The following is a 22,007-nucleotide window of genomic DNA, read 5'->3' as shown; positions in this document are numbered from 1 at the left end:
TCGTATATCTGTCGGTTATCTTGGGCCTATCTTCTCAAACGAACGATTGCCTGCAAGCCCTGATCGGTATTACGCAGCTTTAAACGACCGCCTATGGTCTTCAGGTATGCATCCATTTGGTACAGGCTGAACGCATGCTCCTGCGAGTTTTGGGAATAGTCCGGCTGGAAATAGCTCCAACGCATTTTATCATCAATCCCGCCGCCTGTGTCTTCAATGTTAATAATAATTTCTCCTTCTTCCAGCCGTGAACTAACCTTAAGCACTTGAGATTTTCGCTTGGACCGCAGACCTGTTCGGCCCTGTTCCTGATCCTCAGGCAGTTCTCCGCCTTGGCCCATGGCCTGCACTGCATTTTCCAGCAGCCCCTGAATCGTTTTGTACAGCATAGGTGCTTGTGCTGCAATGGATGGAACAGGCTCTTGCCGCAAGACCACTTGAATGTTCTTCATGTTCAACGAACGGTTCGCCCATTTCAGCGACTCAGACAATACTTCATTCATATCTGTAAAGCTAATTCCACTATTATCATGCATCTTCTCTTCCAGCTCATCGCGCAGGCTACGGACTCCTGTCAGTAACTCTCCCAGTGAGGATTCCTGTCTGAGACGACCCTGGATGAAATTTTCATTCAACTCGCGAAAATACTCCAGTTCCTCATGGGAGGCTCCTTTTCCCTGACTGGAAGCCGCTTCAAAGCGGTTTGCTAGATCATGATAAAATCCGAGCAGTTTCAAATCATCACCGCCCGTGAGACGGCTAGTCTGCTCTTGCAGCTCTTGCAGCTGCTGCTCAATCGTCTGCATTAATGGCAAATAATACGTGTCCTGCTGCTGTCGCATATCTTCATCACGCCGTTGGTCACGCACCTGATTGTTCACGATGGCATCCTTTACAATCCGTTTGCGGAACTGTACGAGCATGGCCCACAGAATGAACAATATCAGAACCATGACCATCCACAACTGTTTGCGAAAGGAGCTGATTCGCTGAGCTGTATCCTGACTGACATCCTTAACCGATATGTAAAGGGCCTCTTCCCCAATGCGGCTGTATCCTATTCCGTGTTTCTCTCCGCCATCTTCGATGATACCTGTATTGCCCTCCAGCAGCCTACGGGTGACGCCCGTGATGTCCGTTCGGTTAATATCCGAAGTACTTCGGGAAGCTACGACCTTAAATTGACCGTTATAAAATAAGGTCTCATGCTGGTTAACCGGTTTACTTTTAATAATCCCGCTGAGCATATCAGCGTCAACCGTGCGCACCATAAAACCGCCCATCTGTGCTCCTTGAATCCTGCATGCTATATACTGGGCAGGCTGATGATCCTCTGTCACAAAAGAGCTTACTGCACAACCATTTTGCAGCCATTTAATCTGCTGGACCGCACTTTTCATCTCGCGATTGTCTCGTCCGACCATAACATGATACTGCTCATCCAGCACATAAAAGGTACCGCCTTCACGCTTAAATCCCTCAGGATACTGGCGTGTTCCCTGATTCAGCATATCTCTGCCCAGACTGGACGACAGCTCCTTCAGCTCAGCCTGCCATGCGGCATAACGCTCGGTTATGCTGCTAGAAAGTTCCTGTACCTCATACTGGAGCTGTTCGTTCTGAATCTCCGCCAAATGATTACTGAATTGTCGCACGACAAACCATTGAAGAACAGCGGCCAAGAACACTATCACACCCAGAACGATCAGGTACAGGATCAGCTTTTGCCAACCTGGTTTCAACAAAGCCCATTGTTTCATGCTTCCCTGTCCCCTCCATTTTGTTCAAGACGGCTCAAAATAGCCTGCATCAGGCATTCCAGCTCATAGCTGACCAGCGGTATCCGTGCGCACAGCAACCGGGGAGTGCGGCGCTGGAGGGCAGCAAACCTCGCAGCGGTTTCCGTTGCCCCGTCCGTCAGTAGGATCAACTCGCATGTTTTTGCGATATATAAGCGATCCAGCTCTTCCTCGCCGTATTCTCGCAGATCAACAACGTAAATATCATGACGATCGTCCATATGCTGAAGTGCGCTGGAGACAGCCAGGGTCACCCCTGTATGTCGTGCAGCATGATACTGATGAAGGAGACGCATACCTTTTTCCCAGAGGGCATGCTCAGCCGAATCAAATCGTTCACAAAAAAGACGCAACGCCCGTTCTGTATTGACATCTTTCAAAAATGCCAAAACGCTGATATTATACATGTAGTTCCTCATTTCTTACTTCCTGATTGGAGTTGCGCAGTTCTTATGACACCCCAAAACATTCTATTTGTTGACGACAGCCCTATGGTTCTGTCCCTGCTTGAACGGACCTTGACGCAAGAAGCATTCACCTTACATACCGCTCACACGCCCAAAGAAGCCCTACAAGTGCTGGAACAGCACCCGATTGATGTGGTCGTTTCCGATCTGCTCATGCCTGGTCTGGATGGGATTACCTTCCTTCGCATGATTAAGAAAGATTATCCACATATCGTACGAATCATTTTGTCTGGTCACCTGCATACGCAGTCCATTTTATCGGCGATTAATCAAGTCGGTGTGTTCCGTTTTTTGACGAAACCGCTGGAGCTGGATGATGATACGCTAAAAAAAATACTGTATGAGGCGCTTGATCAGGCCAAACTCAATCGAAACAGCCTGCATGCAGAGCAGAACGTAGCTTCCGACCTGTCAGTATTTATAGACAGCATTTTGAATGCTCCGTACAGACCCTATGTGCTGCTGAATGAACAAGATATCGTAACCGCTGTACACTTTGCACTCGCTGAGCTGTATCCTGTCGGCCGCTCACTACGTCATCCTGACGGAGAAGGTATTCAGTTAACCACGCATTCATTATATATACCGTATAAGGAGTCGGAATCTTCCGATCCCGACCTGTACACGCTGGATACGCTGACTCTCGGCCATTCATCGTTACGCCTTATCCGCCTTAGCGAGATCGCCTGAGTGACGGGTGCCGCCCTTTAACACGGCGGCCGCCCCAATCACAGTCAGGCATACATACATCCACAACATCCCCATCGTCAGCAACGGGTGACGGATATAGTTTTTCAAATTCCCCCATGTATACAGCACCGGACGGAAGAAATACCAACGTTCCAGCGCCTTTCGCAATCCGCCCTCTTCAGATGACATCGTACGATCCATCACCGAAAAGTAGTAGGCTTTTTTACGTAATACATCCTGCAGATACACCTGTTTTTCATCATGGTATACCCGTGTAAATACCGCCCGGCGAATGACTCCACCAGACTCTATATAACGCAAGGTCGGCTGTATTTCTTCAAAAGCAATCTGCTCCGCATTAAAGCCGCCCGTCGATTCGTAAGCGCTCATTCGCCAGAAGCGTGCCGCTTCAATGGAGCGTTTTCCCAAGGTCTCACCCGCGTTGTTAATTACATTTCGCTCAAAAACTTTCACTTTGGAAAAAAAATTGTCCGCTTCCGAATACGCCTCCTCCGGAACGACCAAGGCGCCAATATCCTGATGATCGTCAAAAAAGTCGATGCTCTGCTGAATCAGATGTTCGGCTAAAATCATATCGGAATCCAATACAAATATGTATTCGGCACCCAAGCGTTTCGCTTCCTCAACCGCCCTGACCCTAGCGACTCCCCGTTCCCCATGGGGAAGCTCCAATATCGTTACGGGTACTGCACTCCCTGCCGACAACATGCGAATCGTCTCGACGGTCCGGTCAGTGGAGCCATCATCAGCAATTACAATATGCAGATCCTTGTAATTTTGCCCCATACAGCTTCGCAAACAAGGCTCTATCGTCCGTTCATTGTTGTATGTGGAGAAGAGAATGACCACTTTGTCCACTCTGTTCCGCCTCCTCTACCCAATCTTTCATCAACTGCTCAAACGCAGCAGCCGTATGATCAAAATGGAATCTTAACGCATATTGATACGCACGCTCACGGATGGCCATGTAATCCTCGCCACCCTGCGCTGCTCTTTCCATTTGTTCAGATAATCCCCGGATGTCGCCGTGGAAGCATAGATACCCGCTTTTCCCAAAATCCGTGGCATCCACCAGACCCGGTGAATTGCTGACAATGCTGGGAGTTCCAACGGCTGCCGCTTCGGTAATCGTCAACCCCCAGCCTTCACGTAAGGAAGGGAACACCAGCGCGTGGGCACGACTCATTAGCTCCAGCTTATGCTCTGCTGAAACAAATCCGTAAAAGGTAATATCGGCTTGCGATCGTCCCTGTTCATCCGGTTCTCCGTATGTCAATCCATATCGTTTCATAATCGGCAACAATTGTTCTGCCACATAGGTTTTATCGGTTTTTCCGGCAATCCATAACATAGCCTGAGGGAACTTTTCCTTGAGCTGCCCAAAGGCCTCAACGACCAGATCAATGCCTTTATATTTGACGAAGCGCCCAGCGTACATGAAGGTCGGATTCGGCTCCTTCGATAAAAATTGTTCGCGCGGCCAATGATCAAACTCAATGCCTTCCGGTAAAAGATGGACACGATCCGGGTGAAAGCCCAGCTTAAGCAGATCATATCGAGTAGACGGAGATACCGTAAGCGTCTGATCCTTACGAGCCAGCTTAAGCATCAAGGGCTCCATATGAAACCCAATAACATTTAGCGGGAATTTGGCATTTTCAAACCATATTTCCCTTGTTAGCTGATGTATAAAGAAAATCCGCTTAGATGCCTCCACCCAAAATCGGGTAAAAAATTGATGCGTATTCGCCTGGTTAATTACATAGTCGATCTTCCTTCGATGACGACGGTAATAGCGCATCGCATAATAAATAACACTGTATATGTTCCCTTTTCGAATATACGTAACACCGTCGATAATTTCATGCTCAGGCATCCCCTCAAATTGGGGTGAAAAATGAATGAACTGGAAGCGGCCTTGCTGTGAGCGTTTAAGCATTTCGTGGGTGAAAATTTCTGCTCCCCCACTTTTAGGTGAACGAATGTCACGCCAGGAAAGCAATAGAACTACAGTTTTACCGTCCTGTTCATGTATGGTATTCATGGGGTAAATCCCCCTTTATCTTTATTTTGAACAAATGCACATAGGCGTCTATCACAAAGTAGAGAGCCATAGCTCCGTAAACCATGAACTCAGATAGCAAAAAATCTACCGGCTCTGTGTGGGCAATATGAAAGGCTACTAATAAAGCCGCGGCTCCTGCCATCAGACTGAACATAAATTTGCGTCTACCCACCAATACGTGCACATGCACAAAAAACAGCACGATGGAAAATAGCCAGTACACCCATCCCCCCCATGGAATATAGGCCTCGGCCGATTGGTAAGAGGCTCCGAATAATATGGGAATAGAGGTTGGGAATACAAAGGTCGTGCCCACGTATACACAGATCGCAGCTACTGCCATTAATCCGGCATAGACGGCAATCAGCTTGCCCAAAGCTTGGCGGTCATGCCCCTGCGCACCGATCTTTGGAATAAAGGCAGCAATTAGGCTATACGAAACGTAATAGACCAACTGGCTGTACTTCAGCGCAATGGCATAGCTGCTGGCCTGCTCGGGAAAGTAATGCTGTACATACAACATGTCGATGGAGATACAAAACAAAATGAATAAATTCGTCATAAGGCTATCGGTGAAATCCTGACCCAATGATTTCCATAGCCCAGAAGGGATATGTTCTCCACTATATGTGAATAAGGACAAGCCACGAGCCGAAACGATCCAGCCGTGGAGCAGCGACAGCAACATTCCCCCACAGCTCGCTAACAGTAGGGCTTCCAGCTTTAACCCCAGTGCAGCCAGAACAAAAAACAGGCTCAGCTTCCCCAATACCTCAATGTAATAGTTCACATTGAGCGCCAACATGCGTTCCCTGCCCTGTAAGTCTCCGCGGCACGAACTCACCAGAATATGCAGTCCGATCAAGCCATACAGCATGAACAGCGGGCTGGATTCGACGCCTAATAGCGAGCGCAGTAACGGATGAAAGATGAGTAAAATGATCATGGCAAGCACGGTTAGTATCAGAGGAGCTTTTAGTAATAGAGAACCGAGCGGTAAGCTTCGTAGTGCAAGTTTTTTGTCTCCCTTAGAGACCAGTTTGGCGGTTAATAGCTGAATGGATAAACCCAAAACGGATAAAAGTGCAAAAAGTGCCAGCAGCGCATTCGCCTGGCCATAAGCTTGTCCGGTAAGATACCAACTCGCTGCAATGTGGAAGAAAAAATTAAATCCGTTAAGCAGCACATTAAAGAGAGGAAACATCAACGATCGCAATCGGTTGTTCACGTTGTTATCTCACCCGCCGATCCAGTCGCCAAATATCAATGATGGAGCGTAAAAAACGAATAGAATCCTTCCAGACATGGATGTGCGATCCATCCCGGTCAATACATTTGACGGGTAATTGCAGCACACGAAGCTGGAGTCGCTTGGCAATAAACATCATTTCTAGATCCAGCGCCAGTCCGAGCTGTTCCTTTAAATGCGGAAACATCCGTTTCACTGCAACCGAACTCATCACTTTAAGCCCAGTCTGGGAATCCACCACACCTGTTGGTAAAAAAGGACGGGAAATGACCCGTTTACCAAAGCTGACAACAGATCGCAATAAAGATCGATTCTCGGCGGTCATATCCTTGGTTCCGATCACGACATCATAATAGCCCTGCTGAACAACATTAATCATTCTGGCAATATCCTCAATAAAAAAGGAGTCGTCCGCGTCCACAAATACATAGTAATCCGCACCAATGGTTCGCATCCCTTCCAGATACGTCCCTGCCTTACGTGTATTGCGTCCCAATTCCCTTGTTTGAAGCAGCGGACTAAGATTCTGATTAATCCGGTTTACGGACAAGTCCGTTGCTGCCTCCAGCGCTTTAATCAAGGCATTGGTACCATCGTGGCTGCCATCATCAATGAGATAAATCGAACCTTCAATAATATGGCTGCGGATAAAGGCTTGCAGTCGTTCAGCAAAGGTTTTGACATGAACAAAACGTTGCTCTTCGTTATATACAGACAAGATAAATGCAATATGTTGGCTTTTGGTCGAATACTCGGGATAAAGCAAGCTTTGTATTTCCGAAAGCATCTCTTCGGTGTTATTGGCTTGCCAAAATAGCAGGCGCAAACGGCCTACTCCGGTGATTTGCACCATATGCTGATCACTGAACGGAAATGTTACATCCGTTACCAGTAACAATGGCATTTGCGGAAATTGGCTACGGATCTGATTGGCTTTCCGCACCGCCTGCCCCGGCTCCCTATAATCAATCAAGCAACAACATGCGTTCTCGTAGACTGAAGCTGCCTCCGTGTCCTTGCACTGTATATATTGGTAAAAACAAATCACATTGGGATAATCAATAGCCCTGTCGTTATCGCTAAAAATGGCTATAGGTCCCTGCACACAAACCTCTCCTTTTCCTCCGAATAGTTCTATTTTGTTGAAAAAGAATTAAGAATGTTTGTTTATAGAGGTTAAATTAATGTCCAAATACTTCATATTTTCTTAACAAAATAGCTGACACTCCATGATATATAAGGGAAGAAGAGAAGAAAAACTAATTTTCATATTTGATAAAAACAGAGTATTTGGACCTGATTCATTAGAACCGAAATCATCAGCATCAGTTAGCAAATCCATATCGAAAATTAGTTCTTCTAGACCGATAGGGAGAAATAAATATGGTTATTTTGTCATAGATAAATGAACGAATAAAACAAATTGGCACGTCCATACTATGGACAACATGTCATCTTTCATTATGAATAATTGAGGATTTTGCAAAAATCCGATAAGCGACTTTCAATGAACAAGATATAGATCGAAATGGTTTAGTTCGTCTATATCTTGCACTTCGGAGCGACTGGAATCGAATTTTGTAAAATCCTTACAATATAAAAAATGAAGAGAAGGAAGGTCTTTCTATGGAAGCATTTTATGTCAATCGCGATGGGTCATTATCTACTCCTTTACGGGGGAAGGATGTGTTGGCAAATCCCCTACTGAACAAAGGTGTCGCTTTTACAGAAGAAGAACGCAAAGAACTGGGTTTGGATGGAATCCTTCCTCCAACCGTCCTTTCATTGGAGAAACAGAGCGTACGAGCATATCAGCAATTTCTCGCACAACCTACCATGTTGCGTAAAAATGCTTCTCTCAACGACCTCCACAACCGAAATGTCGTCCTCTACTATCGGCTACTAACCGATCATTTAAGTGAAATGCTACCCGTAGTCTATACGCCGACCGTCGGAACCGCGATTCAAGAATATAGTCACGAGTACAACCGCCCTGGGGGCGTATATTTGTCGATAGATAACCCGAACGGTATTGGACAAGCGTTTTATAATTCCGGTTTGAGTGGTGAAGATGTGGATCTGATCGTCGTAACGGATTCTGAAAGTATTTTGGGCATCGGAGACTGGGGTGTCGGGGGGATTAACATTGCTATCGGTAAGCTTGCTGTGTATACAGCTGCGGCAGGCATTCATCCAGGGCGGGTGCTGCCCATTGTACTGGATGTAGGCACGAATAATGAAAAGCTGCTGAATGATCCGCTGTACATCGGAAACCGCCATAAACGGGTTCGCGGAGAAGCCTATAACCAGTTTATTGATACTTTTATCAGCAAAACGTTAGCTCAATTCCCGAAGGCGCTTTTACATTGGGAAGATGTGGGTAGCGTAAATGCCCGCCATATTATAAGAAAATACGGACAAAGCATTCTCACCTTCAACGATGATATACAAGGCACAGGTGCGGTAACCTTGGCTGCGATTCTTTCGGCAGTAGGTGTCACCAAGATTCCGCTGCGTGAGCAAAAAGTAGTTGTCTTTGGCCCGGGGGCAGCAGGAATCGGCAACGCTGACCAAATTCGGGGAGCCATGATCGCGGATGGTCTTTCGGAGGAAGATTCATTCAAGCCATTTTGGGCTTTTGATTACCGCGGACTGTTAACGGACGATATGGAAGATGTCCTGGATTATCAGAAACCATATGTACGTAAAAAAGAAGAGGTCAGCTCATGGACGCGGTCGGATGACGGCAAAATACCACTGCTGGAGGTCATCCGTCAGGTGAAGCCTACTCTATTGATTGGAACTTCCGGTGTAGCAGGTGCCTTTTCAGAAGAGATTATCAAGGAAATGGCCAAGCATGTGGAACGCCCGATCATCATGCCCATGTCCAATCCTACAAACCTTGCCGAAGCGGTACCCGAGGATTTGATACAGTGGACCGATGGCAAAGCATTGATCGCTACCGGAAGTCCTTTTGAGCCCGTTACCTATAACGGTACGGAATTTGAAATTGGACAGGCGAACAATGCCTTTGTTTTCCCGGGACTAGGTCTGGGTGCGATTGTAGTGAAAGCCAAAAGGATTACGCCTGCCATGTTTTCAGCCGCAGCAGATGCCGTTGCCAATGGCGTGGATTCGAATAAGCCTGGCGGTGCGCTGCTCCCTCATATCCGAAAATTACGTGATGTTTCGTACGCTGTTGCGGTTGCGGTTGCGAAAGCCGCGATTCAGGATCAGGTAGCTCAAGCACACATTTCAAATGTGGAACAAGCTATACGAGATGCAATGTGGAAACCGGAATATACGAAGGTCAAAGCAGTGGAAAGTGTAATTCATCACCCTCACTAATGCCCCGTTTAGGAAAAATATTGCCTTGTTCAGACAGGCAGAATACGTCAGTTCAAGCGAGGAGAATCGATCTATGAGTGTCGGACATATCTTGTATATTTTGGTGCCGATTTTTTTCGTAATTATTTTAGGGTGGTTAGCGGGGCATTACAAAAGCTTTGATGCCTCTTCCTCCAAGGCCCTAAATGCACTGGTTACCAAATTTGCACTGCCTGCGCATCTATTCATCGGTATCACGACAACGGACAGGAAAGCACTCATCGAGCAATGGCCATTCCTGCTGGCTCTGTTCATTGGCATTGTCGTTTTTTTTGCCGTTCTCCTTCTACTGTCCCGCTTTGCGAGGAAGCAGTCAGTGAAGGATGCCGCCATGTTTGCTTTGAACTCAGCACAGCCTACCTTTGCTTTTATGGGTATCCCGGTGCTTGGAGCCATCTACGGTTCCTCTGCTGTCGCCATTCCGATTGCGCTTACGGGAATTGTAGTCAATGCCGTCCTTGACCCGGCGGCTACTATTATAGCTACCGTAGCCAGCCGGAATTCAGGCAAGGAACGGAACGGTCACCTCGGAAGGTTAATCTGGGACTCCATTCTTCATGGCTTAAAAGAACCGCTGGCGCTGGTTCCACTGATTGGTGTAATTTTGACCTTGTTCGGCTTCCATTCACCGGATTTGTTGAACAAATCGTTGAATCAAATCGGAGACATTACGTCCGGGGCCGCTTTATTCGCGGTCGGAGTGACCATTGGCGTACGCAACATTAGTTTTAGTGTAAGTGCCTTTGCCATCGCACTGTTAAAAACAATTGTACAGCCTTTATTAATGCTGCTGATCGCCTACCTGTGCGGTCTGTCGTCTGCAGATACTGTGAAGGCAGTTCTGCTCGTTTCCTTCCCGGGTTCAGCAGTCGCCGCTATGATCGCCACCCGTTTTGAAAGCCTGGAATCAGAAACAGCCTCCTCCTTTGTCATCAGTGCTGTCATATCGCTCGTTACACTCCCAGTACTGATTTCTCTTTTGGTATAAATTCTGATTTTTTAGACACTGGAGCCTGCCGCGAACTCCTTCGTGTAGACGGAACTGACCTTCTCCAGCACCTTTTCCCCTCGAAAGCCAACTTCAGCTCTGTCACTTGACCTTTGACCAGATAGACGTATGTTTGACATAGCGTATGAACGAATGTACAGTAATAGTCAAAAGAATAGAAGTCCACTAGGGGAGCCACTATGGCTGAGACAAGAACGTATCTTGGACCCTTTGAACCTGATCTAGTTCGCACTAGCGTAGGAAAGTGGAGCCTTTATATATAAGGTTTCAAGCGTTTTTTTTGCGTATTGGGCCTATTGTTGAAGCCGCTCCATTTTCCGGGGCGGCTTTTTAGCGTTGTTCCGGAATTGTATCCTTACAGGACTTCTTGCTCTTCAATTTGATGGAGGTGGGGAAATTGAGTTTTACACAAAAACTCCGTCGGCAGGCGGACGGCATTTTTCAAGCGATTTTTGAGCATCCCTTTGTGAGAGGTATTGCTGAAGGAAGTTTGACAAGGGGACAGCTGATTCACTATGTAAAACAGGACTTTGAATATTTGAACGCCTACATGCGGATATACGGCATCGCAATCTCCAAATGCACGAATCGGGAGGACATGGCTGTATTTAATGAACAAATCTCTTTTATTCTACACAGCGAGGTTCATCCGCATCAAAATTTCTGTGCTGTCGCAGGGGTGACCTATGAAGAGTTGCAGGGATATCCACTCGCTCCGTCGGCCCATCACTATATCCGTCACATGCTAACGGTCGCGCATGAGGGCAGCCTGGGCGAGATTTTGGCTGTGCTGCTGCCATGTATGTGGACGTATGCCGAGATTGGTCGCAGGCTGCTGGATGAAGTAAAGCCGGATGAGTCCCATCCGTTTTATGAATGGATGGGCTTCTATGGAGACCAGCTTGATGATACAACACTCAAGTTCCGAGAACGTGTAGATGCTTGGGCGGAAGACGCAACGGCTGCTGAGCGGGAGCGGATGATTGAGCATTTTATACTGAGCTGCCAGCTGGAATATAAGTTCTGGGACATGGCTTATAAGCAGGAAGAATGGCCGGTCCAGATGCAGGCAGCGGTCTTGGAATAGTCAGCCTGGCAATTCGATACATGAAGTACGGTTAATGCCCTGTTGAACCACCAACTATAGAGAGGATAATCATGATGAGTACATGGGAACAAAGTTATTCGGATCTCCTGACGAAGGTACAAAACAGCAAACCCCTCGTTCACAATATGACCAATGTGGTAGTCACCAACTTTACGGCCAACGGCCTGTATGCATTGGGCGCCTCCCCGGTGATGGCCTATGCACCCGAGGAAGTAGCAGACATGGCAAAAATAGCGGGTGCCGTTGTGTTAAACATCGGTACGCTGAACCGCGAACTGGTGGATGCCATGATCATTGCTGGACAATCAGCAAATGCACACGGTGTCCCAGTCCTGCTAGATCCGGTCGGTGCGGGAGCAACGAGCTTTAGAACTGAGTCGGCACTACGAATCCTGAGAGAAGTCAAAATCTCATTGGTGCGAGGCAATGCAGCCGAAGTCGCGCATCTTGTTGGAGAAGCCCGTGAGATTAAAGGCGTAGATGCTGGTGACAGTGCTGACAACGGCAATGTCGATCTGGCAATTCGGGCTGCTCGAACGCTCAATACAATGGTAGTCATCACTGGAAAAGAAGACGTCATTACCGATGGGGCCGAAGCACGAATGATTAGCGGTGGAGACGCGCTGCTCACGAAGGTAACCGGAGCAGGCTGCCTGCTGACCTCTGTGTTAGGTGCCTTTGCAGCTGTTGAACCCAACCTGCTGCTCGCAGGTACAGCAGGCTTGGCATTTTACGGTGCAGCAGCTTCCCGAGCCGCAGCATGCACCTCAGAGCTGGGGCCCGGCAGCTTCCAGATTGCCTTTCTCGACGAGCTCGCCAAACTACATACAGGTTCGCTGGAGGGGCATGTCACTGTCCGTGAAGCCGGAACAACCACAGCAGGTGGTGCTCGATGACAGACGTTCGTGTACCCAGAGCACTGACGATTGCCGGTTCGGACAGTGGCGGCGGGGCAGGAATTCAGGCCGACCTCAAAACCTTTCAAGAACTTGGCGTGTACGGCATGTCAGCTATTACGGCCATTACCGTACAGAATACCTTAGGGGTTCACGGCGTATATCCGCTGCCACCGGAAGCAACAGCGGAACAGATCAAAGCTGTAGGATTAGACCTTGGAGTGGATGCCCTGAAGACTGGCATGCTGTTTAATGCGGGCATCATCCGACTTGTGAGCGAGCAGATCCGAAAGTTCGGCTGGAAAAAGGTCGTCGTCGATCCCGTGATGATTGCCAAGGGAGGCGCTGAACTGCTGCAACTGGAAGCGGTGCAAGCTTTGAAGGACGACTTGCTCCCCTTGGCCCTGGTCGTTACACCGAATATTCCGGAGGCGGAAGCCCTGACCGGGATCAGTATCCGTACGATGGAGGATCGCCGCGAGGCTGCAAGACATATTAGCAGTATGGGATCAAAATTCGTTGTGATCAAGGGTGGCCACTCTGACGAGAGCGAGAGCAGCGAACAGATTGTCGACCTGCTCTTTGACGGAACCGCCTTTACAGAGCTGAGCGGCAAGCGAGTACGGACTGTCCATACACACGGAACTGGGTGCACCTTCTCGGCAGCGATTACCGCGGAATTAGGGAAAGGGATGTCTGTACCGGAGGCTATCTTGAATGGCAAAGCCTTCATCCAGGCGGCGATTGAGGAATCTTTGCAGCTTGGACAAGGACATGGGCCCACCAATCATTGGGCCTTCCGTCGTCGTCAGGAGATGCTTCTATGAGCGGCAGAATGTTGTCAGAGGTGGTGCGCCGCCAGCTACAGATGTACCTGGTGCTTGGAAGCGTGAATTGCCTCGCGGAACCAGGCTGGGTTGTGCAGGAGGCTCTGGCTGGAGGCGCAACCATGGTCCAGTTCCGGGAAAAGGGTCTTGGCGCGTTAACGGGCGTTCCTATGTTCGAACTTGCGTGCCAGCTACAGGAACTGTGCCGCCACGCTGGTGTCCCCTTCATCATCAATGACGATGTGGAGCTGGCTCTTGAACTCGACGCTGACGGTGTTCACATCGGTCAGGACGATGAATCCGCCGAATCTGTCCGCGAGCGAATCGGAAATCGAATTCTAGGCGTCTCCGCCCATACCATTGAGGAAGCACGTCGTGCCATCCTGCAGGGTGCTGATTATCTTGGCGTCGGGCCAATCTATCCCACCATCTCGAAGGATGATGCCCATGCTGTACATGGACCGGCAATTTTATATGAGATGCGTAAAGCGGGAATTGATGTGCCGATTGTTGGGATCGGAGGTATTACAGTGGACCGTGTTGAGGAAGTCGCACGTGCAGGTGCAGATGGTGTGGCGGTGATTTCAGCCGTGACACAGACAAAGCAGGTTAGAGATGCGGTTGTGGAATTCAAAAAAAATATGGTCTCATTTTTCAATGATCCGATCTACGCGTTTGATAATGATTCAACAGATCATCCAGCTTTTTAGATTGTTCGACTACTTTGGGATGTGTTAAAAATCCATACTTTTTCTGGACCTGGTACAGTTTCTTCCTAGCTCGTTCGACACAAAGTAAAGTCACACCTTGGTTCATCAGCATGATCCCTCCTATATGTCATATTTTATAACAAAAAGACGTTTTTTGGATTTTTAAATAATGCGCCTAACAAAAAAAGAACATCTCAAAAGTTTGCATAAACAAAGATGTGCCTAAATCCACGTTAAAGAGCCTCCGTTTCCACTAATTAAGTGGAACAGAGGCCCTTTTTCATAAAATGAATATTAGAGCATACAAACCAAATTTGACTTAGAAATTAACCTTATGTTGTTTGATCTCATTATTCTTTTTCTCAGCAATAAGTAATCCTAACAAAGTGTACCCTCTGTACAATACTCCTATGATTAGAACAATACCAACAATTGAAAGAAGAATAAGTAGAATATTCGCTATAAGTAAAATGACCGCCGTAGTCAAAAATAACACATCCTCCAAAATATACTAATACTTTAAGAGTTCCTATTTACAATGTGCTCCCTTGATTACAGGAGAAAAATCTCCACTAACCTTAACTGGTCGTCGAGGATTTATTTGTTTCTATCGGTTTAAGAGCCCCCAATTTGTACTTGAGGTTGAATACTCTGATTATGGCTATAAGACTGAACAGGTATAGCTACAATAAACAAAAAGCTAGTCGCGACGATCAGCAGTACCATTTTTTTTAACATTATTTAACCACACCTTTTCAATGATATTTGAAAACTCTAGTTTTGTTTCATCCATTGCGTATCCTTTAAAATGTTCGAATAGTCCCATACAGTTTATAAAATAAGTTTCGTTATTTAGTATAATCGCTTTTAGCGTCGCAGACTTCAAATATTTAAAGCCATCACTATACATTCCTTTATATAAATAGTAATAGGCCAATTCATAACCAAAATATGCAAGATAATTTGGTAAGACCTGTTGAGTGTACATATCAGTAGATGCTGATAATTGAGTAAAGGAATCAATGTCTTTTTCAAATTTTGAGAGTACATCATCGATATCTATCATATATCGGTTAGCTGCTATCATAACGTTCAACAGCTTTGAGAGCTTTTCGTTTTCGTCAGTGATTGATGTTGCTGTAATATATTTAACATAATTTGGAAGCACACTTGTATCTCCAGAGTGAAGTTTATTTACAAAAGTATTACCTTTTGCCCAATGTTGATACAAGTTAACCCAGTATTGAGTATTTTCGTCCGTTTCTATGACCCAATCTAAATCAGCGTAGGCGTACGTAAATTGTAAAGCTTGTTGATAATCACCTTGGGCTTCACAGACACTCGCACATAGTAAATCGGCATAAGTGATATACACAAACATGGGACGACTCAGCTTCTCGGCAGCTTCCTCACGCTTCCTGACTTTCTGTCGATGTTTCAAAGTATATTGAGTTTCCGCTTTATCTCTCATTTTTCGAGCCGTCCCATAAAGCATGTCCCATTCTTGTAAAGAACGGTATACGTTCGCCAAATCTTTTAAAGCATCAAGCTGTTCTATTTCATCCAGACGTTCAACAAAGGGTTCAAATCGGGTGGCTGCCTTGAGATTTCGATTCTGATCGTCTCCAACCTGAATCGTAAAGATTCGATATTGACAAATGGCCAATCTTTCGGAGTGTTGGTACTTTTCCGCTTCTGCAATCCCCTCATAGAGTAACAACGCAGCAGCATGCTGGCCCTGTGCAAATAATTGTTCTGCCGCCTCAAATAGCTTCGAGGAATAAAGTAGATTTTCCATAATATGTCCCACTACAAGCTGGATAGCATCCAACTTGTCCAGTTCCGCACAGCGAAACAACAACGGCTCAATTCGCCTCCAATCCGGGGAACGCTCAATGATGTAGTTATCTATGTATAGTTCGTAAAAAAAACCTTCTGGTAGTCCCATAGCCCAAGTGATTCGATCTAGCTGATGTATCGCAACAGGACGATGCTTGGCAATCCAATTATTAAGTGTTCTTTGATGAACACCTGAATATTCGGCAAATTGTGCCAGCGTCAAATTATTTTCCCCTAAATAATCCTCTAACTTCGCCAAAATCGTAGGTGTATGTCCCAAGTCATAACCACCCTTCATACAAAAAATCCAAATTTTGTACTTTCACTTCACATTATTCATCAAGCATTAACATGTGTCAACATTTTTCTTCCATTATTCCTACTATATAAACTTGAATATGGTAATTAATAACCACTAATATGAAATCCCTTTTAGAATTAAGTGGTCGCTCGCTCTACTAATTTGAATTCCAGATGATGTATCGTTTCATCCAGCCCTTCCAGGGCATTGCGAATCATAATGAACGCATTCTCAGCTTGCTTGTCTATCGGGTAATGAATCGTTGTTAAATCAAGCAAATGTGAGATTTCGGTATTATCAAAGCCTACTACTGCAAAATCGCTTGGTACAGAAACACCGAGTCTCCGTGCTTCAGTCAAAAGACCTGCTGCCAAGTAATCGGTAGAACAGGCAAAGGCATCCGGTCTGTCTGTTGGTGCTCGTTCTGCCCACCAATGAGCTATTTGTTCACCAGCATCTATTGAATTTAAATCATAAAAATGCGGGAAGGCCTCAGCATCCAAATCATATTTTTCGCAAAAGTCATGATAAGCTCGAATGCGTTCTTTCGTATTCAACCCCCGCATGCTGCCGTACACATTCACAATTTTCCGGTATCCTTGGGCGTACAAATGCTCCAACGCCAGCGTATAGCCTTGATACTGATCCATAAATACAGACGGGATTGCCTCAATGTTTACACGCTGCCAGGTCACAATCGGACCATATTTTGTATAATGCTCAATCACACTCCACTCATTGACGCGAATCATGCAGACCAAGGCGTCCAGTTGCTTTCTCCGCAACATTTCCAGCGCTTCAAGCTCCCGTTCCTTCTCCCCATTCGTAATAAACAGCGCGATATTAAAGCCATGCTCCTGAGCATACATTGTAAATCCACGCACAAATAAACCCAATGAATCATTAAAAGAAAGTGAAATAATCCCTATGAGTTTGGTCATCCCCTTTTTTAAAGATACCGCATTTAAATTGGGAACATAATCCAGCCGATCTATGACCTCCTGCACACGCTGCCTTGTCGGTTCACTCACGTACGGATGGTTGTTAATGACACGGGACACCGTAGCCGAGGATACCCCCGCCAGCTTTGCAATTTCATGAATATTCGCCATTTTTCTCACCTCGTTCTTTCTATTTTAGCATGTTCGTGTTTAGCATGTTCGTGATGCCCGCCCTATAATTGTCACCTTCCCAAAATAAGTTTTTTAAAAGCGCTTGACCTGTAATGCATTACAGGGATTACAGTGAGTTTGTGCTTAAGAAAGCGGTTTACAAAACATACTTAGGAGGCACTAACCATGAAAAAAGGCATAAAGATTGCAACCATTGGCGGAGGCTCCAGCTATACACCAGAATTAGTAGAAGGCTTCATCAAACGTTATGCAGAGCTTCCCATTCGGGAATTGTGGCTGGTAGATATTGAGGCAGGACGTGAAAAACTGGAGATCGTAGGCGCCATGGCCAAACGGATGGTAAAGGCCGCAGGCATTGATTGTGAGGTACATTTGACCCTGGATCGTCGGGAAGCGTTGAAGGACGCTGATTTTGTAACGACCCAATTTCGGGTAGGCTTGCTGGAGGCCCGGATTAAGGATGAAAGTATTCCGTTAAAACATGGCATGATTGGTCAGGAGACCAATGGTGCCGGAGGAATGTTCAAAGCGTTTCGCACCATACCCGTTATCCTCAGTATCGTCGAAGATATGAAAGAACTGTGTCCGAATGCATGGTTGATTAATTTTACCAACCCTGCGGGTATGGTCACCGAAGCCGTGCTTCGTTATGGTCAGTGGGATAAAGTCATCGGATTATGTAATGTTCCAATCGGCGCGATCAAGAGTGCATCGGCCGTGCTGGACAAACCGGAAGAAGAGCTGTTCTTTAAATTTGCAGGGATTAACCACCTTCATTGGCACAAAGTTTATGACAAAACCGGAGCCGAATTAACAGAGCAAGTCATTGAAGGATTGTATGCTCCTGGCGCAAAGCCGGAGAAAGTCGTTGAAAATATTAAAAACATGCGCTTCCTGTATGATCAAGTTCGTCAATTGAAAATGCTGCCTTGTCCTTACCATCGGTACTACTATATGACGGATAACATGCTCAAGGAAGAATTAGAGGAAGCCAAAAACGAAGGAACTCGGGGCCAAGTGGTCAAACGTCTGGAAGAAAGTCTGTTCGAACTGTATAAAGATCCGAATCTGGATTACAAACCAGAGGAACTATCCAAACGCGGTGGTGCGCATTACAGCGATGCAGCCTGTGAGATCATTAATTCCATCTATAACAACAAAGGCACATTGATGGTAGTTAGTACACGTAACAATGGTGCGATTGATGATGTTCCTTATGATAGCGCCATCGAAGTGACCAGTGTCATTCGCGCCCATGGTGCCGAACCTGTCAACTTTGGCAAATTCCCACCTGCACAGCGGGGCTTGCTGCAAGTAATGAAGGCAATGGAAGAGCTGACGATTGAAGCGGCAGTCACCGGTGACTATGCAACCGCACTACAAGCCTTTACCCTGAATCCGCTCGTACCAAGCGGTGACATTGCTCAAACCGTGCTGGATGAATTGCTAGAAGCACATAAAGAGCATCTGCCTCAATTCTTTGCTCATAAGGAGAAAGCGACGGTATAAAAAGGCCGCCTATCATCCCACTAAAACACAAAAAAGCTTCCTACATGTAGGAAGCTTTTTGCTATACGTCCCAGGAGTACTTGCTGGGACATTGGTGTTATTGGTTTGTACTTGGCTTGACAATCCGTCATTAAGCTTATTGATAATTTTGTTAGACTTTTTTAAAGTATCATCTCCGTTGAAAAAGCAATAACCGCTTTCCCCGTAATTTGAACTAATACGGGTTTTCCCTGTTCCTTTTTCACATGGACATGCATTGTTCCCTCCCTTTTGATTGCCTCACCTTGTAAAATATTAAAATCAAAAGACTGCTCATTCTCATTTTGCAAAATGTTATAGTGTACCAAATAGGCTCCAAGCGGTCCGTTTGCATTTCCTGTCACCGGGTCTTCAGCTATTCCAATTGCAGGAGCAAACATTCTTCCGTGAACCAATATATCCTCTTGTGGATTTAATGTAAAAACATAATATCCATTACATCCAATATGCTTGCTGATTTCTGTAAGCTTCTGCAAATCAGGTTTTAAACTATGTAGTATTTCATTGGAGTAAATCGGAACCATTACCTTAGAATGACCTGTTGAAGATATCGCAACTGGATATTCCATGCAAATATCTTTACAAGAAATACCTAACGCATTTGCAATCTGACTTCTTATTTCATCATTTAAAGGCTCTGATACAGAAGGTTCTCCCTGTGTCATTACAATAGAATAGTCATCTTCATGCTTTATAACATCAACAGGCAATATACCTGCTTTTGTTTTCTGAATAATTCTTCCAGTTTCAGCTTTTCTCTCAATTGCATAAACATAATGTGCTGCTACTGTTGCATGACCACAAATTGGAACCTCTGTTGTTGGAGTGAAAAATCTTACTCCAACATCATAATTTGAAGAATTTGTTTCAAAAATAAATGCAGTTTCCGAATTATTTAATTCTCTTGCAATTCTCTGCATCTGCTCATCTGTAAGTCCATTTGCATTTGGAACAACTCCAGCAGGGTTGCCATGAAATCTATTTTTTGTAAATGAGTCTACTTGATATATTCTATATTTTTTCACAATTTCGCCTCTATAAATACTAGTTTGTCTGTCTGTTAAATCTGATATTAGCATACTTTTTAGGCAGTTTCACTTAAATTAAAAGATATAATATGACACTTTAATGAAAACGAACTGATCCTTATTATAGAATCGCGCTCTTTTATGGAAGATTGTTATTAAACTAAAGCCGCAGTTAGCTGAAATGGTCTTCTCAATCCTTATCTAAAAATGGAATAAATCTTTTATGATTATAGATACTTTTAGATTCTGCCACGCCTGTTGAGTAACTCAATTCATAAAACAAGAGGTGCACTGAAGAAGAACGTGCTGAATCTGAATCAGCCATTCAACAGGTAAGTTTTGAAGAAGAAATAGACGAGAAAATCGCGCAAAGGAAAGAACGGCATGTTGGGGCCATGAGGTCTGAGCAGCAACAAATAGCCAATTGAGCAGGACATAGACGATTAGAGCACAGAATAATTGCCCATAGACCGCATTTTCAGTCATGCCCAACAGCGTTGGAATATTCAAATGTTGCTTGATCCAACGAAAGAAGACTTCAATCTGCCATCAAGCCTTTTGATCTGTTTTGCCCCCCTGAAGGGGTTGCCCATTTTCTGCTCGTAAAGCGACATGAAGTTTAATACCTGCACGCTCTCCGTGATAAGGAGCCCAATGGATCGATAGCTACCCCATTGTTCCAACGCAGCCATGCACCAGTATTGGAGTAAATGGTACACCGTAAACTTGCGGGCTTTGTCTTCATAACCTATTAACTTCACAACCCTTTGAACTTCTTCAGGAGTCAGCATGGATTGAAGGATAGATGTAATCGTGATAGAATTTCTCATAAGATCGTCTTCTTTCGGATTCGTTTGGATGGTACCAACGATTCTGCAGAAAAGACGATCTTTTTTCTGCCATTTTGTGGTTATTCAACAGGCGTGCTACTATATAGGGGTATTAGTTTATATAGCGTGTAAAAATCGTGTGTATAATTTGAGTAAACAGGTGTATTAATCACACCTTTTTCTAACGTTTTCTATCGTAACCCCAATAAAAGAAAAAACGCCCCAAACCCTTATATATCAAGGATTTGAAGCATTTTTAATTTCGTTCAAACTTTACATATCTGAACGCTTCGACGTCCCAGGAGGGATTCGAACCCCCGACCGACGGCTTAGAAGGCCGTTGCTCTATCCAGCTGAGCTACTGGGACAAAATGGTGATCAATAAAACCTTATGTATTCAGCGCATTGATTATTATATCACATTTCGGGCAACTGTCAAAAGCATTTTTTCATGATATAGGGAAGCTGGCTACAAAAGGAATCATTTGGACGCTAACGGGGTATTATGTACAAAGAACCATGCATAAAGGAGGGGTTGAGCCGTGAGAGGTCTTTTGTCGTCACTTTGTTATTTCAGCATTTTCTTCGCACCTTTTCTAGTGCCTGTCATTGTGTGGATTGCAGTACGGGACGAATATGTTCAGGGACATGCAAAAAAAGCTATTTTATCGCATATTTTCCCCATTATTGCGGCAATTCCGCTAGTGTATTTTATAATAACGTCGAATCATGCAGGTTCAGTGATCGGGTTTGTACTGCTATTCGTAGTGGTCTATCTCGGGGTTTTTGTGTATAACATCTACAAAGGGATTATGACGCTGCGTGAAGCGGCTTAGTTCAAAAAGAAGCCTCCTACATACCGCTAATGTGGCGGGATACGGAGGCTTCTTTAGGGTCATTTTTGATAAGTTGCTGCTGCTATTTGGTTCAATGGCTGCTTATTTATTCCCAAAGCGTTTAGGACTTCTCCGTACTTCATGTCTTACGTTTTTCTCCAGCACTTCTTCCGCGAACTCATTGTTATGAATATAACTGCTACCTTTATTTTTCTTATAATTCGCTTTGCCGTCTATGATTTTCCCCTCCTTTCACGCTGATCC

General features: G+C 45.4%; 20 protein-coding genes, 1 tRNA gene and 1 riboswitch. Of the genes, 9 read left to right on the top strand and 12 right to left on the bottom strand.

The window, feature by feature from the left end; genetic code table 11:
• Positions 1-26: 26 nt before the first annotated feature.
• Positions 27-1,760, bottom strand: coding sequence for an ATP-binding protein (locus AC5ELV_RS15540; RefSeq protein WP_493430896.1), 1,734 nt, complete (start codon positions 1,758-1,760; stop codon positions 27-29).
• On the bottom strand, positions 1,757-2,206 hold the full coding sequence (locus AC5ELV_RS15535) for a hypothetical protein (protein ID WP_493430895.1): 450 nt from the start codon (positions 2,204-2,206) through the stop codon (positions 1,757-1,759). The genes AC5ELV_RS15540 and AC5ELV_RS15535 overlap by 4 nt, the downstream gene beginning before the upstream one ends.
• Positions 2,207-2,251: 45 nt before the next feature.
• Between AC5ELV_RS15535 and AC5ELV_RS15530 the strand changes: the two genes are divergently transcribed.
• Entirely contained in the window at positions 2,252-2,956 is a 705-nt protein-coding gene (locus AC5ELV_RS15530) for a response regulator (protein ID WP_493430894.1), read from the top strand.
• Here AC5ELV_RS15530 and AC5ELV_RS15525 read toward each other — a convergent pair.
• From AC5ELV_RS15525 to AC5ELV_RS15510, 4 genes are read right to left on the bottom strand one after another with little or no spacing between them, the layout of a single operon-like run.
• The gene (locus tag AC5ELV_RS15525; protein ID WP_493430893.1) at positions 2,924-3,835 is read right to left on the bottom strand and encodes a glycosyltransferase family A protein; all 912 of its coding nucleotides are present in this window, start codon (positions 3,833-3,835) and stop codon (positions 2,924-2,926) included. The two genes, AC5ELV_RS15530 and AC5ELV_RS15525, sit on opposite strands and share 33 nt — an antisense overlap.
• The gene (locus AC5ELV_RS15520; RefSeq protein ID WP_493430892.1) at positions 3,795-5,021 is read right to left on the bottom strand and encodes a glycosyltransferase family 4 protein; all 1,227 of its coding nucleotides are present in this window, start codon (positions 5,019-5,021) and stop codon (positions 3,795-3,797) included. The genes AC5ELV_RS15525 and AC5ELV_RS15520 overlap by 41 nt, the downstream gene beginning before the upstream one ends.
• Complete coding sequence (locus AC5ELV_RS15515; protein WP_493430891.1) at positions 5,005-6,270, bottom strand: polysaccharide biosynthesis protein; 1,266 nt, start codon at positions 6,268-6,270, stop codon at positions 5,005-5,007. Before AC5ELV_RS15515 ends, AC5ELV_RS15520 begins: the two co-directional genes overlap by 17 nt.
• A 4-nt stretch (positions 6,271-6,274) precedes the next feature.
• Positions 6,275-7,396 (bottom strand): glycosyltransferase, encoded by a 1,122-nt coding sequence (locus AC5ELV_RS15510; RefSeq protein ID WP_342426969.1) that lies wholly within the window; start codon positions 7,394-7,396, stop codon positions 6,275-6,277.
• A 521-nt stretch (positions 7,397-7,917) separates the two neighbouring features.
• Between AC5ELV_RS15510 and AC5ELV_RS15505 the strand changes: the two genes are divergently transcribed.
• The 6 genes from AC5ELV_RS15505 to thiE all read left to right on the top strand — a co-directional run bounded on the left by AC5ELV_RS15505 (position 7,918) and on the right by thiE (position 14,228).
• Positions 7,918-9,639 carry an NAD-dependent malic enzyme gene (locus AC5ELV_RS15505; RefSeq protein ID WP_493430890.1) on the top strand — a complete coding sequence of 574 codons (1,722 nt, stop codon included), beginning with the start codon at positions 7,918-7,920 and terminating at the stop codon, positions 9,637-9,639.
• A 73-nt stretch (positions 9,640-9,712) separates the two neighbouring features.
• The gene (locus AC5ELV_RS15500) at positions 9,713-10,666 is read left to right on the top strand and encodes an AEC family transporter (RefSeq protein ID WP_493430889.1); all 954 of its coding nucleotides are present in this window, start codon (positions 9,713-9,715) and stop codon (positions 10,664-10,666) included.
• A gap of 178 nt (positions 10,667-10,844) precedes the next feature.
• Positions 10,845-10,947: riboswitch (TPP riboswitch) on the top strand.
• Positions 10,948-11,084: 137 nt separating this feature from the next.
• Positions 11,085-11,774, top strand: a complete 690-nt coding sequence (gene tenA, locus AC5ELV_RS15495) for a thiaminase II (protein WP_493430888.1) — start codon at positions 11,085-11,087, stop codon at positions 11,772-11,774.
• A 71-nt stretch (positions 11,775-11,845) separates the two neighbouring features.
• Entirely contained in the window at positions 11,846-12,691 is an 846-nt protein-coding gene (gene thiM, locus AC5ELV_RS15490) for a hydroxyethylthiazole kinase (protein WP_493430887.1), read from the top strand.
• A complete protein-coding gene (gene thiD / locus AC5ELV_RS15485; RefSeq protein ID WP_493430886.1) occupies positions 12,688-13,518 on the top strand; it encodes a bifunctional hydroxymethylpyrimidine kinase/phosphomethylpyrimidine kinase in 831 nt (276 codons plus the stop codon). Before thiM ends, thiD begins: the two co-directional genes overlap by 4 nt.
• Positions 13,515-14,228 (top strand): thiamine phosphate synthase, encoded by a 714-nt coding sequence (gene thiE, locus AC5ELV_RS15480; RefSeq protein WP_493430885.1) that lies wholly within the window; start codon positions 13,515-13,517, stop codon positions 14,226-14,228. The genes thiD and thiE overlap by 4 nt, the downstream gene beginning before the upstream one ends.
• Here thiE and AC5ELV_RS15475 read toward each other — a convergent pair.
• From AC5ELV_RS15475 to AC5ELV_RS15465, 3 genes are all read right to left on the bottom strand, one after another.
• Positions 14,173-14,340, bottom strand: coding sequence for an aspartyl-phosphate phosphatase Spo0E family protein (locus AC5ELV_RS15475; protein ID WP_323873246.1), 168 nt, complete (start codon positions 14,338-14,340; stop codon positions 14,173-14,175). The two genes, thiE and AC5ELV_RS15475, sit on opposite strands and share 56 nt — an antisense overlap.
• Before the next feature lie 588 nt (positions 14,341-14,928).
• Positions 14,929-16,347: a helix-turn-helix domain-containing protein gene (locus tag AC5ELV_RS15470; RefSeq protein WP_493430884.1), complete on the bottom strand. Its 1,419-nt coding sequence runs from the start codon at positions 16,345-16,347 to the stop codon at positions 14,929-14,931.
• A gap of 158 nt (positions 16,348-16,505) precedes the next feature.
• Entirely contained in the window at positions 16,506-17,480 is a 975-nt protein-coding gene (locus AC5ELV_RS15465) for a LacI family DNA-binding transcriptional regulator (RefSeq protein WP_493430883.1), read from the bottom strand.
• Positions 17,481-17,666: 186 nt separating this feature from the next.
• Between AC5ELV_RS15465 and AC5ELV_RS15460 the strand changes: the two genes are divergently transcribed.
• Entirely contained in the window at positions 17,667-19,010 is a 1,344-nt protein-coding gene (locus AC5ELV_RS15460; RefSeq protein ID WP_013311670.1) for a 6-phospho-beta-glucosidase, read from the top strand.
• Positions 19,011-19,171: 161 nt separating this feature from the next.
• On the opposite strand, the gene AC5ELV_RS15455 is transcribed toward AC5ELV_RS15460, so the two are convergent.
• The 3 genes from AC5ELV_RS15455 to AC5ELV_RS15445 all read right to left on the bottom strand — a co-directional run bounded on the left by AC5ELV_RS15455 (position 19,172) and on the right by AC5ELV_RS15445 (position 21,275).
• Positions 19,172-20,074: a PhzF family isomerase gene (locus AC5ELV_RS15455; RefSeq protein ID WP_322252267.1), complete on the bottom strand. Its 903-nt coding sequence runs from the start codon at positions 20,072-20,074 to the stop codon at positions 19,172-19,174.
• Between the two features lie 509 nt (positions 20,075-20,583).
• A complete protein-coding gene (locus AC5ELV_RS15450; RefSeq protein ID WP_493430882.1) occupies positions 20,584-20,907 on the bottom strand; it encodes a hypothetical protein in 324 nt (107 codons plus the stop codon).
• Positions 20,908-21,201: 294 nt separating this feature from the next.
• Positions 21,202-21,275 (bottom strand) — tRNA-Arg (locus AC5ELV_RS15445).
• 174 nt (positions 21,276-21,449) lie between these two features.
• Between AC5ELV_RS15445 and AC5ELV_RS15440 the strand changes: the two genes are divergently transcribed.
• On the top strand, positions 21,450-21,743 hold the full coding sequence (locus AC5ELV_RS15440; protein WP_264454632.1) for a magnetosome magnetite crystal formation protein family: 294 nt from the start codon (positions 21,450-21,452) through the stop codon (positions 21,741-21,743).
• The last annotated feature ends 264 nt before the right edge of the window (positions 21,744-22,007 follow it).

It is taken from the genome of Paenibacillus sp. NMA1017 (assembly GCF_058895805.1).
The sequence above is the reverse complement of the archived record's forward strand: the minus strand, read 5'-3'. Positions and strand labels throughout refer to the sequence as shown.

What these genes read in the sequence shown, in the direction of transcription:
- AC5ELV_RS15540 (WP_493430896.1), bottom strand. Translation starts at nt 1,760, where the DNA reads ATGAAACAATGGGCTTTGTTGAAACCAGGTTGGCAAAAGCTGATCCTG.
- AC5ELV_RS15535 (WP_493430895.1), bottom strand. Translation starts at nt 2,206, where the DNA reads ATGTATAATATCAGCGTTTTGGCATTTTTGAAAGATGTCAATACAGAA.
- AC5ELV_RS15530 (WP_493430894.1), top strand. Translation starts at nt 2,252, where the DNA reads ATGACACCCCAAAACATTCTATTTGTTGACGACAGCCCTATGGTTCTG.
- AC5ELV_RS15520 (WP_493430892.1), bottom strand. Translation starts at nt 5,021, where the DNA reads ATGAATACCATACATGAACAGGACGGTAAAACTGTAGTTCTATTGCTT.
- AC5ELV_RS15505 (WP_493430890.1), top strand. Translation starts at nt 7,918, where the DNA reads ATGGAAGCATTTTATGTCAATCGCGATGGGTCATTATCTACTCCTTTA.
- AC5ELV_RS15500 (WP_493430889.1), top strand. Translation starts at nt 9,713, where the DNA reads ATGAGTGTCGGACATATCTTGTATATTTTGGTGCCGATTTTTTTCGTA.
- thiM (WP_493430887.1), top strand. Translation starts at nt 11,846, where the DNA reads ATGATGAGTACATGGGAACAAAGTTATTCGGATCTCCTGACGAAGGTA.
- thiD (WP_493430886.1), top strand. Translation starts at nt 12,688, where the DNA reads ATGACAGACGTTCGTGTACCCAGAGCACTGACGATTGCCGGTTCGGAC.
- thiE (WP_493430885.1), top strand. Translation starts at nt 13,515, where the DNA reads ATGAGCGGCAGAATGTTGTCAGAGGTGGTGCGCCGCCAGCTACAGATG.
- AC5ELV_RS15475 (WP_323873246.1), bottom strand. Translation starts at nt 14,340, where the DNA reads ATGCTGATGAACCAAGGTGTGACTTTACTTTGTGTCGAACGAGCTAGG.
- AC5ELV_RS15465 (WP_493430883.1), bottom strand. Translation starts at nt 17,480, where the DNA reads ATGGCGAATATTCATGAAATTGCAAAGCTGGCGGGGGTATCCTCGGCT.
- AC5ELV_RS15460 (WP_013311670.1), top strand. Translation starts at nt 17,667, where the DNA reads ATGAAAAAAGGCATAAAGATTGCAACCATTGGCGGAGGCTCCAGCTAT.
- AC5ELV_RS15450 (WP_493430882.1), bottom strand. Translation starts at nt 20,907, where the DNA reads ATGAGAAATTCTATCACGATTACATCTATCCTTCAATCCATGCTGACT.